Annotated in this window: 17 protein-coding genes; 4 read left to right on the forward strand and 13 right to left on the reverse strand. The window is 64.5% G+C overall.

Annotation, left to right across the window (positions count from 1 at the left end; translation table 11 throughout):
• Positions 1-10 precede the first annotated feature (10 nt).
• The gene (locus QRN51_RS21235; RefSeq protein WP_284991789.1) at positions 11-868 is read right to left on the reverse strand and encodes an ABC transporter ATP-binding protein; all 858 of its coding nucleotides are present in this window, start codon (positions 866-868) and stop codon (positions 11-13) included.
• Between the two features lie 216 nt (positions 869-1,084).
• Here QRN51_RS21235 and QRN51_RS21240 point away from each other — a divergent pair, with 216 nt between their 5' ends.
• Positions 1,085-1,750: a response regulator gene (locus tag QRN51_RS21240; RefSeq protein WP_284991790.1), complete on the forward strand. Its 666-nt coding sequence runs from the start codon at positions 1,085-1,087 to the stop codon at positions 1,748-1,750.
• 82 nt (positions 1,751-1,832) lie between these two features.
• Here the strand turns inward: QRN51_RS21240 and QRN51_RS21245 are convergent, their stop codons facing one another.
• The 3 genes from QRN51_RS21245 to QRN51_RS21255 all read right to left on the reverse strand — a co-directional run bounded on the left by QRN51_RS21245 (position 1,833) and on the right by QRN51_RS21255 (position 4,015).
• Positions 1,833-2,651 carry a hypothetical protein gene (locus QRN51_RS21245; RefSeq protein ID WP_284991791.1) on the reverse strand — a complete coding sequence of 273 codons (819 nt, stop codon included), beginning with the start codon at positions 2,649-2,651 and terminating at the stop codon, positions 1,833-1,835.
• A gap of 157 nt (positions 2,652-2,808) precedes the next feature.
• Positions 2,809-3,372, reverse strand: a complete 564-nt coding sequence (locus tag QRN51_RS21250) for a YceI family protein (RefSeq protein WP_284991792.1) — start codon at positions 3,370-3,372, stop codon at positions 2,809-2,811.
• 103 nt (positions 3,373-3,475) lie between these two features.
• Positions 3,476-4,015: a flavodoxin domain-containing protein gene (locus tag QRN51_RS21255; protein WP_284991793.1), complete on the reverse strand. Its 540-nt coding sequence runs from the start codon at positions 4,013-4,015 to the stop codon at positions 3,476-3,478.
• A 108-nt stretch (positions 4,016-4,123) separates the two neighbouring features.
• On the opposite strand from QRN51_RS21255, the gene QRN51_RS21260 reads away from it, so the two are divergent.
• The gene (locus QRN51_RS21260) at positions 4,124-5,467 is read left to right on the forward strand and encodes a DUF2254 domain-containing protein (protein ID WP_284991794.1); all 1,344 of its coding nucleotides are present in this window, start codon (positions 4,124-4,126) and stop codon (positions 5,465-5,467) included.
• A 13-nt stretch (positions 5,468-5,480) separates the two neighbouring features.
• Here the strand turns inward: QRN51_RS21260 and QRN51_RS21265 are convergent, their stop codons facing one another.
• From QRN51_RS21265 to QRN51_RS21295, 7 genes are all read right to left on the reverse strand, one after another.
• Positions 5,481-6,872 carry an amino acid permease gene (locus QRN51_RS21265; protein WP_284991795.1) on the reverse strand — a complete coding sequence of 464 codons (1,392 nt, stop codon included), beginning with the start codon at positions 6,870-6,872 and terminating at the stop codon, positions 5,481-5,483.
• A gap of 117 nt (positions 6,873-6,989) precedes the next feature.
• The gene (locus QRN51_RS21270; protein ID WP_059388081.1) at positions 6,990-7,406 is read right to left on the reverse strand and encodes an ester cyclase; all 417 of its coding nucleotides are present in this window, start codon (positions 7,404-7,406) and stop codon (positions 6,990-6,992) included.
• Positions 7,407-7,451: 45 nt separating this feature from the next.
• A complete protein-coding gene (locus QRN51_RS21275) occupies positions 7,452-8,282 on the reverse strand; it encodes a DUF2182 domain-containing protein (RefSeq protein WP_284991796.1) in 831 nt (276 codons plus the stop codon).
• Positions 8,279-8,896 carry a DUF1326 domain-containing protein gene (locus tag QRN51_RS21280; RefSeq protein WP_284991797.1) on the reverse strand — a complete coding sequence of 206 codons (618 nt, stop codon included), beginning with the start codon at positions 8,894-8,896 and terminating at the stop codon, positions 8,279-8,281. Before QRN51_RS21280 ends, QRN51_RS21275 begins: the two co-directional genes overlap by 4 nt.
• A 235-nt stretch (positions 8,897-9,131) precedes the next feature.
• Positions 9,132-10,499 (reverse strand): MFS transporter, encoded by a 1,368-nt coding sequence (locus QRN51_RS21285; protein WP_284991798.1) that lies wholly within the window; start codon positions 10,497-10,499, stop codon positions 9,132-9,134.
• 69 nt (positions 10,500-10,568) lie between these two features.
• The gene (locus tag QRN51_RS21290) at positions 10,569-11,486 is read right to left on the reverse strand and encodes a glycoside hydrolase family 25 domain-containing protein (RefSeq protein WP_284991799.1); all 918 of its coding nucleotides are present in this window, start codon (positions 11,484-11,486) and stop codon (positions 10,569-10,571) included.
• A 230-nt stretch (positions 11,487-11,716) separates the two neighbouring features.
• Positions 11,717-12,265 carry a TetR/AcrR family transcriptional regulator gene (locus tag QRN51_RS21295; protein WP_059388091.1) on the reverse strand — a complete coding sequence of 183 codons (549 nt, stop codon included), beginning with the start codon at positions 12,263-12,265 and terminating at the stop codon, positions 11,717-11,719.
• Positions 12,266-12,382: 117 nt separating this feature from the next.
• On the opposite strand from QRN51_RS21295, the gene QRN51_RS21300 reads away from it, so the two are divergent.
• A complete protein-coding gene (locus tag QRN51_RS21300; protein ID WP_284991800.1) occupies positions 12,383-13,792 on the forward strand; it encodes an MFS transporter in 1,410 nt (469 codons plus the stop codon).
• A gap of 7 nt (positions 13,793-13,799) precedes the next feature.
• Here the strand turns inward: QRN51_RS21300 and QRN51_RS21305 are convergent, their stop codons facing one another.
• Together QRN51_RS21305 and QRN51_RS21310 are read right to left on the reverse strand one after the other, a co-directional pair.
• A complete protein-coding gene (locus QRN51_RS21305) occupies positions 13,800-14,303 on the reverse strand; it encodes a mycothiol transferase (RefSeq protein WP_284991801.1) in 504 nt (167 codons plus the stop codon).
• A 30-nt stretch (positions 14,304-14,333) separates the two neighbouring features.
• Positions 14,334-14,861, reverse strand: a complete 528-nt coding sequence (locus QRN51_RS21310) for an AAA family ATPase (RefSeq protein WP_284991802.1) — start codon at positions 14,859-14,861, stop codon at positions 14,334-14,336.
• A gap of 131 nt (positions 14,862-14,992) precedes the next feature.
• On the opposite strand from QRN51_RS21310, the gene QRN51_RS21315 reads away from it, so the two are divergent.
• The gene (locus tag QRN51_RS21315; protein WP_284991803.1) at positions 14,993-15,316 is read left to right on the forward strand and encodes a hypothetical protein; all 324 of its coding nucleotides are present in this window, start codon (positions 14,993-14,995) and stop codon (positions 15,314-15,316) included.
• Positions 15,317-15,338 lie beyond the last annotated feature (22 nt).

Consider the following 15,338-nt stretch of genomic DNA (forward strand, 5'->3'; position numbering starts at 1 on the left):
ATTGTGGTTGTCATGCTGCTACACCCGCCGATTGCTTGTAGGCGCGGGTAACTTCGTCCTTCAAGGACTCCCAGATTTGGCCCTGCAACTCCAGGAACCGCTCCTCGTGCCGGATCTTCTGGACATCTCCACGCGGCCTGGGCAGGTCGATCTCGAAAACATCCTTGATGGTGCCGGGGCTGCTGGTCATGATGACCACCTTGTCGGCGAGCGCCACTGCCTCGTCGAGGTCGTGCGTGATGAAGAGGACAGAGGGGCGCAGTTCCTCCCAGAGCTGCAGCAGTTCGTTCTGCATGATGGCCTTGGTCTGCACGTCAAGTGCACCGAACGGCTCATCCATCAGGAGGATCCGCGGGTTGTTGATCAGCGCGGCCGCCATCGCGACGCGCTTGCGCATACCGCCGGACAACTGGTGCGGGTAACGGTCCTCGAACCCGGCCAGGCCCACGCGGCGCAGCCAATCCCTTGCGAGCAGCGTGGCTTCCTTCTTGGGTGTCCCGAGCAGGACCGGGCCGATCAGCACGTTTCCGAGAACGGTCTTCCAGGGGAAGAGCGCGTCCGCTTGGAACATGTAGCTGACGCCGTTGGTGATGCCGTCAACGATCTGGTCGTGGACCTTCACCGAGCCGGCACTTGGCCGTTCGAGTCCGGAAACCTGGGCCAGGGTGGTGGACTTGCCGCAGCCCGTCGGTCCGACGATCGCGCAGAACTCGCCGGGTTCGACCCTCAGCGTCACATCGCGGATGGCAGTGAAGGTCTCGTTCTTGGGAGTGAGGTAACGCTTGGTCAACCCGACAATGTCGATGCCCGCGGCGTCGTCAGCCCTCTCTGGGGCCCCGGGCGGCCGGTTGGGGTGGATGGCATTCATTTGCTAAGACCTCTCTGTCTTACGGATCCCTTCCTTGGGAGTCCGACGAATTCGTGATGTGGATCACTGAAACTATGTAAAGCTTAGGAAGCGATCATCAGGCCCAGAAGTCTTCAGTAAGTTGTGCGCCTTAGCCGCAAAAGTGCACGTTTTGTGCGTTTTCTGCTGTCGCCTCACCTACTGGGGAAATGCCCGGGAAAGGAGCCCAAAACGTTGATGAGGACATTGGTGGTTGACGACGATTTCCGGGTCGCCGGAATCCACGCCGCCCGGGTGGCCAGGGTTGACGGTTTCGAATGCGTCGGTCAGGCATACACCGCTGCGGCCGCGCGGGAGGCGATCGAGCGCCTCAACCCGGACCTGCTCTTGCTGGATGTACACCTGCCGGACGAGGACGGGATCGCGATGCTGCGATCCCTGCAGGCCGCCGGTACCGAGGTAGATTGCATCGTCATCACCGCGGCCCAGGACCTGGCCACCGTCAAGTCAGCGATGACCAGCGGCGCGGTCTACTACATGGTCAAGCCGTTCAGCTTTGACCGGCTCCGAACGCAGTTGGAGGCTTATCGGAATTGGCGGCAGGAGCTGGATTCCGCTTCGACTGCCGACCAGGCAACTATTGATAGCCTCTACAACGCGCGCTCTGCCGGGGTCAGGCCCGCGGCCCCGGCGCCTCGCCTGCAACCCACCATGCAAAAAGCGTTCGACGCCGTCCGCGCCGCCGGGGGTCCCATCAGCGCCGCTGAAATCGCCGGACAGCTCGGTGTCAGCCGCCCAACGGCCCAGCGCTACCTCAGTGTCCTGGAACAGAAAGGCCTTCTCGTTTTGGACCTCACGTATGGCGGCACCGGCCGCCCGCTCAACTCCTATACGGTGAGTTGAGCGGGCGGCCGGCTACAAGAAGCGCTACGTCCGGCCGAGAACCTGGCCGCCACCGCAGGCTCGGCAGCGCGAGCGACCCTGCTCAGTGGCAGGAATAGTCGTAGTCGAGTCCGGCGGACACGTACTGGGTCACAGACACCGGGCTCCCAGGCGTAAGGCCAGGCGAAGAACAAATGGACTTCGCTCCGCGCAAGGTCTTGGCACCGGCAAGCCAACTCGGCAGCCCACCGAACGGACTGCTGACGGGCACGGTTCCGGCGATAGTCCCCCACTGATTGGCCGTCGAATAGATCCCGACACCTGCACCGGCAGCGCCGCCGGAGGTGATGCTCGTGAAGTAGGCGACCATTCCTTCTAGGTCGGCCCTGTTCAGTCCGGTGTTGGTCTGCCAACTGTTGCCGGTTTCTACGTCCAGCCACCAGAAGTAGTCTCCGGGGTTGCTCACGCCGCGGATCGTGGCATCGTCATAGGCCTTCGCGTAGCCGTACATGTAGGAGCAGGCAAGATCGACCCCGCCGCCGCACGTCCCGTAAGGATTGGCGACCTGCGTGCCTGCGTAGGAGTTCGACGACGGCCACCATGAGCCGGCGAGTCCTGGGTTGGCAGTGTTCACGTACAGGGCGACCTTGGGCTGCGCTGTTCCCCCAGTTGAGCCAGCCGCCCAAACCAGTTGCTGGGCCAAGCAAGGGTTGGTGTTATTGGCCAGACCGCCAGTCACGCCCACGATCGCGAAGGCTTGCCCCGCAGGGAGGGTTTTGCCGCACTGTGGCCAGGAAACATCGTTGCCGACCAAGTCCGTAGTTCGCGTCGGTGCGGCCGCTGCTGCGGGAGCCATGCCCGCGAGCGACAGTCCAATAAGAGCCAGGAACGTGCATGCCATCTTCATTCCAAAACGCGCCATGGCACATAGTACGCCCACCCTCCCGCACCAAGAAGCGCGAACGCCCCGCCGGGAAGCTGGGGCCACCGCCGTCGAACTCTCCGAACAAGACCTCAATCGACTGGACGAGCGGGCTCCGGCGGGGTCAACTGCCGGAACCCGCTGCCGTGCCCCGCGGCTACTCGGCCGCTTCGGGCTCGGCCTGCTTCACAAGGGCAGCCTCGAGGTTGATCTTCACCTTGTCGCTCACCAGGAAACCGCCGGTCTCCAACGCTGCGTTCCACGTCAGCCCGAAATCCTTGCGGCTGATCTCGGTTTCGGCGGAGAACCCGGCGCGGGTCGCGCCGAAAGGATCAACCGCGACGCCGGTGAACTCAACTTCCAGCTCCACCGGCTTGGTGATCCCCCGGATGGTGAGGTCGCCCGTGAGGGTGTAGTCATCGCCGTCGCCCTCTACGCTGGTGGCCCGGAAGGTCATCTCCGGGAACTTCTCGACGTCGAAGAAGTCGGCGCCGCGGACGTGGCCGTCACGGTTGGCATCGCCGGAGTCGAAGCTCGCGGTCTTGACGGTTGCGTGAAGGGACGCGTCGGCCAGGGACTCGCGGACGCGGGCCTCGGCGCTCGCTTCCGTGAAGCGGCCGCGGACCTTGCTGATGCCGGCGTGCCTGACGCTGAAGCCGATCTCGCTGTGGGACATGTCCAGCAACCAGGTGCCTGAAGTCAAACCTGCGGGAAGAGTCATTTTTGGATCTCCTGATTCGAAAGAATTTCGCGTGGATCGATCCCTTCCACCCTTGTTGAGCCTCGGCATGAAGTCAAGGATTCTGGTGCGATCCGGCCCTTGGCTAAGCCACGTGTGTAGCCAATCCAGCCAGGAAGTCCTCGGTGAACCGCCTCACCCCGTCCCACTCGGTGTAGACGTAGTCGCGCGAGGTATCCGTGTCCAGGCTGCCCTTGTCGCGGGCGATCTTCTTCATCATGGCGCGTTTGAGGAAACCGTAATGGGTGTAGAGGAGGGCGCCGCTGAAGAGCCCCACGTGGGCCGGACGCCACCCCGTCTCAGCCTCGAACTTCTCCACATAACCCTCGGCGTTCACTTCATCGCCCTGGGCGGCAAGGCTGACCGAGAAGAAGGCGGAGGGAAGGCGCTCAAGCGCGGCGGTGTTCTTCCGGACAAAGTCCCGGACATAGCCCTCGTGCTTGCCCACATGGACGGACGCCCCCACCAGGACGGCGTCGTAACCGTCCGGCAAGGTATCTCCGGACTTCTTGATGTCCGCCGTCTGCACCTCGTGGCCATGGCCACGAGCGACGTCGGCAATATATTCAGCAATCTGGGCCGTCTGTCCTTCAACGGTCCCGTAAGCAATGTAGATGTTGGCCATATGCCAGTCTGTCCCGGCTCCGGGCGGCCGTTATAGGGTCCAAGGTCCTCCGGATATTCACCATGCCTCCCCTTGACTGGCGAGCACCGTCGGCAGAGAGTGTCACATGTGAGGCGTGATGCCGTTCGGGAGTATCTGGCAAGTGCCCTGTGGGCGATGCCGACCTGCGCCGTCGTCCTCGCGATCATCGCGGGCGCGGGCCTTTCCGCGGTGCAGCTCGACACTACGTCACCTTTCGCCGTCCTCCTCTTCCAAGGGACATCCGACGACGCGCGGAACCTGCTCATCGGGATCGCGAGCACCATGGTGACGGTCATCGCCGTCGTGCTCGGCCTCACTGTGGTGGCACTGCAGCTCGCGTCCACGCAGTTCAGCCCGCGGCTGCTGCGGAACTTCCTGCGCGACATACCCAACCAGGTAACCCTCAGCGCCTTCGTGGCCACATTCGCATACAGCACGGCGGGCCTCTACACGGTAGGCATCGCCGCCGGACAGCGCACCCAGGACTACCCTCGCCTCGCCGTGAGCGGCGCACTCCTGCTGCTGTTCGTGAGCATGGTCATGCTTGTCTTCTTCGCCCACCATCTGTCCCACTCGATCCAGGTGGACCAAGTCATGAAGGGCGTTGAGAAGGCCACCCTCAAGGTGATCGCGCGGTCCTTCGTCCCTGGTGATCCCGGAATCCGCATGCCAGACCCGCCGCCCGGCGCCACCGCTTTGCTGGTGCCGCAGTCCGGATATGTCCAGGCATTCCATGCAGAGGCGTTCGTCGAAGTGCTCGCGAGCCGGGGCCTCACGGCCCTGATGGTGCCCATGATCGGCCGGCACGTCGTCGCGGGTTCCCCGCTCGCCTGGGTGTGGGAGACCGCCGGCGAGCGCGTGCGTCCCCTAGCCCCCGACGGCGGCACTGAACTGCGCCGGGCGCTTGCCCAGAGCGTGCGGATCGGTTACGAACGGACCCTCGAGCAGGACGTCGCCTTCGGGATCCGGCAACTCGCCGACGTCGCGTCCAAGGCGCTCTCGCCCGCCATCAACGATCCCTACACCGCGAACCAAGCGGTGGACCACCTCGGCTCGATCCTCGCCGCCCTCTCACTCCGGCAGCACGGGCCGCAGGTCGTGGCGGACGCGCAAGGCACGGTCAGGCTGCACGTCCCGGGCCGCGATTTCGCCTATCTCGTGGATCTGGCCCTCGGACAGGTGCGACGGTACGGCGCGAACGAGCCTCGCGTTGTCAGGGCCCTGTTGCGCGTGTGCCGTGAGCTCGTGTGGTTCGGCGACGCGGCCCACCACGCCGTCGTGCGGCGCTACGTCGAGACCCTCATGAGCGACGTGACCCGGCTCGTGGCCCAGCCGGCCGATCGCGAACCCCTCCTCGCGGAGGGCGCGGCGCTGCTCCAAGCGTTCGACGTCGCGGACGGCACGGGCGACGCGGGCGACGCCGGCAGCTAGCTCGGTGCGGGCATCACTCGATTTCTGCTTCCGCGGCTACATTGCGGATGCCGCGGGGGCGTCCCGCTTTGGTCCAGAGCCGGTAGAGGAGCCCTGCGACGGCGAGGGCGGCGGCGAGGCTGACGATCGGGAAGCCGCGGGAGAGATTGGCGATCAGGGTGAAGGCCACAGCGACGGCTCCGACGGTGTTGAGGATGACGGCTGGCGGCTGGCGGTCCCTCCGGGCCAAGAGTGCCATGGAAACCAGGCCGCCGAGGAAGCTGAGGAAGACCGCGACGGCGTAGAACAGGACAAGCTCCTGGTCGTCGCCGCCGGCGATGGCTGTCACTGCACCGGCCAGGACGATGAACACCGCCACGCCCCAATAGGGCGTGTGGTGGCGGTTGGTACGGCCCAGGAAGAGCGGAAGGACGCCGACGGTCTCACCGTGGGGGTTGATGTGGCGCGCCAGGGCTTTGAGCAAGCCCGGTCCCGCTTGGAAACCCGAGGAAGCCGCTGAGAGGAGCAGCAGGGCAGTGAGGAGTTGGAAGGCGGCGAACACGGGCGCCGGGGCAGCGAGGCGGGCGAGTTCGGCGATCTGTGTGCTGTCCTTCGGCGGAATGCCGATGTGCAGCTGCGCGGCCTCCACGGCGAGGCCCAGCGTGATGGAGCCGACGATGCCGAGGGTCAGCCAGAGAGTGAGCTGCCCGAAACGCCGCTTCCCGTCATTGTCGAGCTGCCCGAGCTGGGCAACCGCCGAGGTCGCCGCTTCCACACCGGTGGCCATGGCCATGGCGACCGGGAACGCAAGCACCACGGCAAGGACCGGTGGATGCCCGGGAGCGCCGACGATCGTACTGAGCGGTTTAGGTGCTGCGCCCAGGCCGTAGAGAAGGACGACCACGGAAACGACGATAAAGGCCATTGTCATCGCTGCGAAGACCAACCTGCCAAGGTGACCGAACCAGGTCGCCGCACCGACGAGGACCACCAAGCCGAGTCCGAGCAACAAACGCCAGGGAGCAAGGGCGGGGAAATAGGCGATCACCGCCGAGGACCCCGCCGAGACGCTGATCGCGATAGTGAGCAGGAAATCCACCACCAGCGCGCCGATCGGGATGAAGGACCAGCCGTCTCCGAAGGCCTCACCCACCGCGGCCGGCGCCCCGCCGCCTCTCGGGTAGCGCGCGACGAGTTGCCGGTAGTTCACGATCACCAAGGCGACGATGGCTACCACCAGGACCATGGCCGGGACCAGCAACGCCAAACCGCCGTTCAGGGCGCGCAGGGCCGCTTCGATGGCGTACGCGACGGAGGAGACGGGGTCGGCCATGACCGCGAAGGCAAACGCCAAGAGCAGTGCGGTGCGGGAACGCAGGCCTCTTCCCAGTCCACCTCCGGGGGACGTTCCGCTCGGAATTTTCACTGGGATCTCCGGTTCCATGACAGCCGTATCGAGCTGCCGACCAGACTTCCCGGCTCACCTCCGAATGCCTTCCGCCCGCAGCTAGGAGCGCGGGCGGGAGACGCTATCGCGGAATCGCTACTGGGGAATAGCGCCGATCTGCTGCATGAGGCTGAGGGTGTCAGTAGATCCCCAGTGCTCGGCAACCTTGCCGTCCTCGACGCGGATGATGTCGGTCCCGCCGAATTCGACGGTGTTGCCCGACGCTGGAACGCCCGCCATGTCCCCGCGGTGCGTACCCGTCATCACCACGTGGCACGCCTCCAATCGTCCGTCAGTCAGCCACGGCTCTATCGTCTTGACCTTGATGTCCGGGAACGCCGCCCGGATGGCGGTGACGAAGAACCGGACGCCTTCCTTCCCAGGCGGCTGCCCGGGGAGAGCCTCTTCGTGGTCCACCAGGTTGTCCGTCGCCAGTTCATCAATGAGATCGAGGTTTCCACCCTCGATGATTTCCTTGTAAAAACGCCCGATCAGTCCAGTGCCATCTGTCATTTCCGTCTCCTTAATGAACGAGACCGTCCCATTTTTCCCCCGCACTTACATCCCGACGCCGGGCACCATCCACGGTGCAACGGCGATCGCCACCGCGATCAGGGCCAGCGCGACGGCGACCAATCGGTTGGCGATCCGTCTCCACGGAAGCATCTTCTCCAAAGCAATGAATGCCCCCACCACAGCCATCCAGCCGACGCTCATCACGCCGAGCGCGAAGAGTGCCACCATCAGCGCCCAGCAGCAGGCAACGCACCATGCACCGTGCTCGAGTCCAAGACGCAGCGCGCCAAACCGTCCATAGCGGATGCGGCGCAGGATGAAGTCCATCGGCGTCCGGCATTTCATCAGGGAGACGTTCTTGGCTGGCGTGAGTTGGTAGACGGCCGCCAGAAAAATCACCCCGGCTGCCAGGTAGCGACCGCCCGGATCGGAGGAAAACAAACCGGGGATGAGGGACGCGACCATCGCGTAGAGCGCGTACGCGGCGAGGCCGAAGATCGTCCAGGAGATCAGGTAGCCGGCCACGAAGACTGCCGTGGAACCTGCCGGAGCATAGCGTCCGGTCTCCCGACGGTGGTGGGTGATCCGGGCGTAAGCAACCACCATGGGCGCCACCGACGGAAACATCATGGCCGCCAACATGACCACCCAGGTGGTGAGGAAGAAGCCGAGCGGTCCCGGATCTGTCCAGCGCCCCATGTCCATCCCGGATGTTTGCACGGCAGAAACGATCCAGCTCACGGCCGCAAGAATCAGCAAAACAGCAACCAGGCCGGCCTCGCGAGGATCCAAGTTGAAGGCTGTGGCGCGCGACGTGCCGCCCGCCACAGCTCCGCGATTCAACTTTCTACGAGGCAGGTTCCCGGCTGTCATGCCCTGCCCTTGGGGGAGCCTTCAGCCATTTCGCTTGCGTAGGTGAATTCTCCGCTCTCGCCATAGATCCCGTCGAAGTCCAGGCCGAAGAGATCCGAGTGCCCCGGCGCCTTCCCGATCATGTAGCTGGCAGCGAAGGCGTACATCGCGTTCGTGACGGTGGTGACGCCGCCACCCGGCCCTGGCAGCGTTTCCAGTGTGTAGTTCACGCTGTCTCCCACCGAGGCGGACGGGTTATCGCCATCCGAGAACGTGACGCCGGCTCTCTGCACGCCCAGCCATTCGCCGTACAGGGCAGCCAGATCCCCGAACGGTCCGCCGACTTCGCCGTGCAGGATGCTTTCGAGGGCGGTCGCCTGCCCGTCCGAAGGGCCTTCATCGACGACGACGCCGATCTTCCAACCGCCCGCGGTCAGGTTCGACGGGAAGAAATTGACGAAGGCGAAGTCGACACCCGAAAGGTCGGTGTCATCGAGCTTCCCGTTCGCAACATGGAACACTGCCACGCCGCGGCATTCGCCGTTAGCGCTGTTGGGCCTGGCGTCCACCGGGCACGGACAAATCAACGCGCAACTGCAATTTGCAACATATTTTCCGGACATTTCCCAAGACATTGAGGACTCTCCTCGCTAGTTCATTCGACTAGCGGAGCTCCCCCAGAGGCAGCGCCGAAAACACTCAATACGAGACCACGAACCTCGTAAGGCCGAGATTATTCCCACCGGTTATAGGTGTCAACAAGCTCTGCGAGGCCAATCGGCGAGCGTCTCAAATACCCACTCAAAGGTGTGCGGCTGAGGAGTCGAGGCCGGAGATCCGTCGCCAGTCATGCAACGGACATCGGAACACTTAACCCACTGCCCCCGGCTTCCGCCAAGCCAGCGCCAACACAAACACCACCGCGCTCAACCCCAGCATCACCAAGACCATGAGCCCCCAGTTTGCCTGGTTGACTCCGGGACCGTACAGCACACCAATGAGCACCGTCGCCGTAATGGCCCCGAGGTATCGGCACGTCTGGAAGATCCCGGCCGCCACTCCCCTATCCTCGGGCCGCGCGGACACGTACAAACCTTGGTTCGATGCCGTACTGACCACGCCATATGGCACACCCATCAGCGCCGTGAGCACGAGCACCAGCGGCGGCCAGAAGGACAGCGTCAACACTCCGAGCGCACCGGAAGCCAGCGCCAAAAGCACGACGCCGGCGATCATCACGGACCGCACGCCGAACCGCTCAATGAACCGCACCGTCACCGGCGTCATGAAAACCGACATGGCAGCAAGGGGCAGCATCAGCAGGCCGACCACGCCGGCGTCGTACTTTCCAGCCTGCTGCAGCAACTGCGGAAGGCCGAAGAACGCAAAATAGTAGACCGCACTGAACACCGCGAAACCCAAGTACAACAGCAGCAGCGGCCGGTTCCGGCCGAGCAGCCGCAAGTCCAGGAACGGCGGACTGAACCGGAACTCGCGCCACGCGAACAGCCCCGCAAGGACAACCGCGACGGCGATGAACCACCAACGATAAGCCGGCATCACGTTAAGCAGCGCCATCATGGCGAGCGTCAGTGAGGCGATGAACGCCAGGATGCCCGGAATGTCGGAATCGCGCAGGAGGGCGGAGAGCTTGCCGCTTTCGCGTCCGACGTCGGGCGGCGCCACCCGCTGCACCACAATGAGGGCCAGAAGCGAGATCGGCACGTTGATCGCGAACAGCGCCTGCCAGCCGACCAGGCTCACCAGGAGGCCGCCGACGACGGGTCCCACCGCCGCTGCCGACGTGTTCGCCATCTGGATCCGCCCTAAGGGTCGGGTTGAGCTGATGTTCGCCTGCCGGCTGAGCGTCGAGACCATGACAACGGCGCACGGGTACGCCGTCGCGGTCCCTACCGCCATGAGTGCGCGGGCCACGCAGACCAGTGCGAAGTTCGGCGAGAACGGCGCCAGAAGGCAGGAAACGGCGACCACCGCCATACCGAAGGTGAACAACCTTCGCGGACCGAAGCGGTCCGCGAGCCGGCCCATGAGCGGCTGGCCGGCCGCCGAGGCGAGGTAGAAGGACGTGATCACCCAAGTGACGGTGGCGACGTCGAGCGCGAAGTCCTGGCGCAGCACCACCAGTGCGACCGCGATCATCGACGAGTTCAGCGGATTCAGCGCCGTCCCGAGACTCAGTGCAGCGATCGCTAGGCCGGGGCGGGGTTTGTTGGTCACGTCCCTAAGTCTGGTCCATCGTTGCCTGAGGTCACGAAACGGCGCGTCACGAACCTCGGCTGGGAGCCGTCAGCTCTGCGCTACGGACAGTACCGGCTTCTTTTTGCCGCTGGCGTCTTGGGTCAGCGTCGGGGCCGGAGGCTTCGGCGGGGCCACTACCGGCGCAGGTGCCGGTGGTGGCGGCGGCGGTGCGGGCGGAAGGCAGGAGTAGTTGTAGTCGAAGTCCGTGGTGAATTGGGTGAGCACAACCACGCCGCCGGCAGTCAGGGGCGGGGCCGAGCAGAGTTCCGCCGCAGTCTCTGGTGATGTTGCTCCGGCAAGCCAGCTCTTAAGCCCGTTCAGATTGCTATCGGGATGAAGCTGGCCGGCGATGAGCCCGAACTGGTAAGAGGTTGAGTAGATGCCAACCTGGGCGCCGATGCTTTGCAGGAACGCGGCCATGCCTTCAATGTCGGCGGCGTTGGCCACGGTGTCCCAAGACCATGCATTCCCCGTCTCCACATCCAGCCACCACAGGCGCTTGGCGGGATCGGGCACGCCGTACCGGGTGACGGCGTCGAAGGCCATTCCGTAACCGTAAAGGTAGGCGCACGCCGCCGAAGCTGACCCGTCGCAGCTCCCATACGGGTTGGGCCCGGCCAGACCCACCTCCGCATCGGATCCGGGCCACCACGCGCCATAGCCCGCGGGATTGGCGGTGTTGACGTACACAGCGGCTGCGGGTTGGCTTGTCCCGCCCGCCGAGCCGCTGGCCCAGCCCAGCTGCTCGGCGAAACAGGGATTGGCGGTGCCCGGACGGCCGCCGTTCACGCCGACAATTCCGAACGCCTGGCCGGAAGGAAGTCCGCCACCACATTGGGGCCAGGAAATGTCGCTGCCCAAGGAGATCCCAGAAACTTCCATGGGAGCGGCATTAGCGGCGGATAATGGTGTGGCGGTCGTAGCTAACAAGAGGCAAGCAACGGCCATGATTTTTGCAGTTTTCATGATGTGCGTCCTTGGCATGGTTCAGGGCCCTGCCGGGGTTGGTACTGCCGCACATTGCATCCCAAAAGCAATGGCAGTGAGCCATCTTCGGCTCACTACGGATCCTACGGACGGGCTTCTGGGCAGCCTTGAGTGATCTCTACTGGACTTGGTTAACGAATTTGCGAGTAAGTGGCGTGGTGCACTTGGAGTACAGCTCAGACGCCGGAGTACTCAGCCCTAAACCTTCGTCAGGAAGCGACGAGTCCATCCGCGACTACCGCCAGCATTGATGCTGCCGCATCGGCGGGAAGTTCGCTGTTATCCACTACCGCGGCCACGCCGCCGACGAGCCTGCTGATCTGCATCGCATCGACTCCGGGGCGCAAGGCCGAGTCCAACGCTTCGATCACGCGCTGATTGGCGCCGAGGTAGGTCTGGCACTTCGCGGCAAACGGGGATCCGGGGTCGCCCAGCGCTGCGGTGATCCGCGCGGCGGCGCCTTTGTGTTCTGTCAGCATCGACGCATAGTCGGTTAGCCAGCTCAACAACCGTTCCCGTGCCGGGGCGTCGAGGGACAGGGCCCGGTCGACGGCGGTGCGGACCTTCTCTGCCCACGCCTCGAGGACCGCGTCGTACAACGACTCCTTGGTGGGGAAGTGCCGGTAGAGCGTGCCGGGTCCCACCTCGGCCGCTTTGGCGACTTCGTCCATCGAAACGGCTTCGAAGCCTTTGACGCGGAAGAGTGCACGCGCAACCTCCACGATCCGGTCGCGGTTGCGTTGAGCGTCAGCGCGCACAGAGAAACACCTTTCGATTCACCCTTGAAAAACGGAGAGTGTCTCCGTATAGTTCTAAACGGAGCAACTCTCCTCTTAGTGTACGTCAGCCCCCTCGGCTAGAACAGGACACCTCCCATGACACCCACAATCGCCACACGCGCCCCAGCCGGGATCGTTTCATCCGGCCGTCGGGCCGGCAGCATTGGCCTCTGGCTGGTCATGCTGGCCCAACTCATGCTTGTCCTCGACGCGACCGTCGTGAACGTCGCGCTCCCCCACATCGCCACCGACCTCCACTTCGACCGGGCCGAGCTCAGCTGGGTCCTGAACGGCTACGCCGTCGCTTTCGGCGGCCTCCTGCTGCTCGGCGGACGGATCGGAGACGTGATGGGCCGCCGTCGCACCTTCCTGGTGGGCGTCGCAGCCTTCACGCTCTTCTCACTGCTTGGCGGGCTGGCCACCTCGCCCCTCCTCCTCGTTATCGCACGGGCGCTCCAGGGCCTCGGTGCCGCATTCGCCGCCCCGAGCGTTCTCGCGCTCATCACCACTAGCGCAAAGGACGACGGCGCGCGGAACCGGGCGCTCGCCCTGTTCTCCGCCATTGCCTCAATGGGTGGCGCGCTCGGGCTCATCCTCGGCGGGCTCCTCACCGACACCACCAGCTGGCGGTGGACCCTCTTCATCAACGTGCCGATCGGCGTCGTCGTCCTCATTGCGGTGCCGCGCCTGGTCGCGGAAACTCCCCGGCGGCCCGGACGCTTCGACATCCTCGGAGCTGTGACCGCCACGGGCGGCGCCATCGCCATCGTCTGGGGTCTCATCCAAGCGGGCGACGTCGGATGGTCCAGCCCGCGCACGATCGGCGGCCTGGTTGTCGGGGCCGCACTGATCGCAATTCTCGCCGTTACCGAGCGGAGGGTGGCCCACCCGCTGCTTCGTCCGCAACTGCTGCGCAGCCCGAGCCGAGTGGCGGCGCTGGCAGCGATGGCAGCAACCTACGGCGGGATGCTGGCGATGTTCTTCCTCATGGTCCAGTACCTCGAAGACGATCTGCACCTCACGCCGATGGTCACCGGACTGGCCTTCCTGCCGATGCCGCTCAGCATCTTCGCGATGTCGCGGATCGTCCCGCGCCTACTTGAGCGCTTCGGGGCCGTCCGGCTGGTCATCTTCGGTACCGCTCTCCGCGTCGTCGCCTTCCTGCCGCTGACGCAACTGAACACGGACACCCCGCTCGCCCTCGTTTTGCTTGCACTGCTGGGCACTGGAATCTCGGCCGGCATGACGTTCATGCCGCTCACCACGCTCGCGCTGCGCAACGTCGAACCCGAGCACGCAGGGTCTGCGTCCGGACTCTTCCAGACGATGCAGCAGCTGGGCGGAGCTGTCGGCCTGGCCATCGTGGCTTCGATCTACGCGGCCTTCGCGATCCCCGGCGACTTCCTGACCGGCGGGCGGGCCGGGTTCTGGTCTGCAACTGTCCTGTCCGCGCTCGCGCTGGCAGCCGTCCTGGGGTTGATCTTCAAACCCCGGAAAGCTGTATGAACGGTTTTTACCGGCCGCCTAGGCCTTTGGCGTAGGCGGCCTGACCCGCATGCTGAAGGCAATCCGCAATCGTGCTGACCAGGCGCACGCCGAGAGTGACGGGCGGATCCCAGCGGGTGTCGACGATGCGATCAAGGTCCGTGTCACCGAGCGTTTTCAGAAACGCAACCGTCTGCCGGTGCACGGCGTCGTAGTATTCGAGCAACAGCTCCGGCGGAGCTTGAACCGCATCGACTTTATCGCTCGAGTGGCCATAGCCGGTGTCGCGTTCGGGTAGCGGCAGCTTGAAGCGGCCCGCGAACTCCTGCGAAGTCCACACCTGTTCGACGCCGGCGGCGGACGCGACTTGGACGTCCTCCACCCGGCTGAGGTGCCAGATCAACCACGCAATCGAATTTCCGGTGCCGGCGGGCCTGTGGATCAAGGACTCGTCGTCGACCCCTTCCAGCGTTGCGGCCACGACGTCACGGATCCGGCCAAAGGAATCCAGCAGCAGTTCGTTGGATCTCATCGCGTCCTTTCAGTGGTGCGTTGGCTACGCCTACCACCCAATCAGAGCCCGAACCGCCTGGGCAACCTGTTGTGGGGTTCGTGGTCCGGTCGCGACCACATAAGTTTCGATTTGGGTCTCGCTCAGGATTTCACCGAGCTCCACGCTGCGATCCAGGTGCCAGGTCAGCTCCTGGCTGTTCGGCTCGTGTCTGTTTCTGAGCCGCTCGTGAATCGCCTCGATGGACGCGTCCAGCCGGATCACCGTGAGTTTCCCGCCGCCGAGGGCCGCACGATAGCGATCCACCTCCGAGGGTTGCTCAATCACCCCTGCCAGAATGAACCGCCGAACGCCGACGTCACGATAGTTTCCCGCGACAGCTTGGAGGTTCCGCAGTTCAAGCTCGTGGTTGAACCGGTCCGTGGCCGGTGCGGGCCAGCTCCGCCGCAACTCATCGAGGTCAATCACGGCGTTGCTGATTCCGTCGTCGGCGAGAAGCCAGTGCAAGGCTTCGCCGGTGGTCGTCTTGCCGGCACCAACCGTGCCGTTGAGGAAAACACTCTCAAGGTCCAGAGCCATCCAAGGAGTCTAGGCGGCAGATCGGGCGCACCCTGCCCGGGTATTCAAAATGGCCACGTATGCAGCGACGGGAGGCGATCCGCGGGCATAAGCTACAAGCAGAACGTCTCTTCCGACGCCGGGGAGCTCAAATGGACACTGAATTCGCTGATGTCATCGGTCATGATGTCACGACGATCACTTGCCTGTGCGGAAACACCGTCAGTAAAGAGGGATTGATTCAGGCCAACTCGCAGGGCGTCCCTGTTTTCGCCGGGGCCGACAAGCCCGTGCCCGCCGGACTCGCCCCGTGGCCCGACGATGAGGACCTCTACACCTTGTGTCCGTCCTGCGGCCGGGTTTACCACGACACCGTCATTGAAGCGACAGGGACCGCCCCCGTGGCCTTCCAAGTTGACGTCACCGCCGGCCCGATCGCCGAGGCGATCCGGGTTCATTGGGAGCTCAGCACCTGATTCTTGGGACGTGTTTTCCTTG

The sequence above is a fragment of the Arthrobacter sp. efr-133-TYG-120 genome (genome assembly GCF_030209785.1).
Lineage (GTDB): Bacteria > Actinomycetota > Actinomycetes > Actinomycetales > Micrococcaceae > Arthrobacter.

Excerpts from the sequence above, each read along its gene's own strand:
- QRN51_RS21235 (WP_284991789.1), bottom strand. The coding sequence starts at position 868 with ATGAATGCCATCCACCCCAACCGGCCGCCCGGGGCCCCAGAGAGGGCT.
- QRN51_RS21245 (WP_284991791.1), bottom strand. The coding sequence starts at position 2,651 with ATGGCGCGTTTTGGAATGAAGATGGCATGCACGTTCCTGGCTCTTATT.
- QRN51_RS21315 (WP_284991803.1), top strand. The coding sequence starts at position 14,993 with ATGGACACTGAATTCGCTGATGTCATCGGTCATGATGTCACGACGATC.
- QRN51_RS21270 (WP_059388081.1), bottom strand. The coding sequence starts at position 7,406 with ATGACAGATGGCACTGGACTGATCGGGCGTTTTTACAAGGAAATCATC.
- QRN51_RS21300 (WP_284991800.1), top strand. The coding sequence starts at position 12,383 with ATGACACCCACAATCGCCACACGCGCCCCAGCCGGGATCGTTTCATCC.
- QRN51_RS21240 (WP_284991790.1), top strand. The coding sequence starts at position 1,085 with ATGAGGACATTGGTGGTTGACGACGATTTCCGGGTCGCCGGAATCCAC.
- QRN51_RS21310 (WP_284991802.1), bottom strand. The coding sequence starts at position 14,861 with ATGGCTCTGGACCTTGAGAGTGTTTTCCTCAACGGCACGGTTGGTGCC.
- QRN51_RS21280 (WP_284991797.1), bottom strand. The coding sequence starts at position 8,896 with ATGTCTTGGGAAATGTCCGGAAAATATGTTGCAAATTGCAGTTGCGCG.
- QRN51_RS21255 (WP_284991793.1), bottom strand. The coding sequence starts at position 4,015 with ATGGCCAACATCTACATTGCTTACGGGACCGTTGAAGGACAGACGGCC.
- QRN51_RS21275 (WP_284991796.1), bottom strand. The coding sequence starts at position 8,282 with ATGACAGCCGGGAACCTGCCTCGTAGAAAGTTGAATCGCGGAGCTGTG.
- QRN51_RS21305 (WP_284991801.1), bottom strand. The coding sequence starts at position 14,303 with ATGAGATCCAACGAACTGCTGCTGGATTCCTTTGGCCGGATCCGTGAC.
- QRN51_RS21250 (WP_284991792.1), bottom strand. The coding sequence starts at position 3,372 with ATGACTCTTCCCGCAGGTTTGACTTCAGGCACCTGGTTGCTGGACATG.
- QRN51_RS21290 (WP_284991799.1), bottom strand. The coding sequence starts at position 11,486 with ATGAAAACTGCAAAAATCATGGCCGTTGCTTGCCTCTTGTTAGCTACG.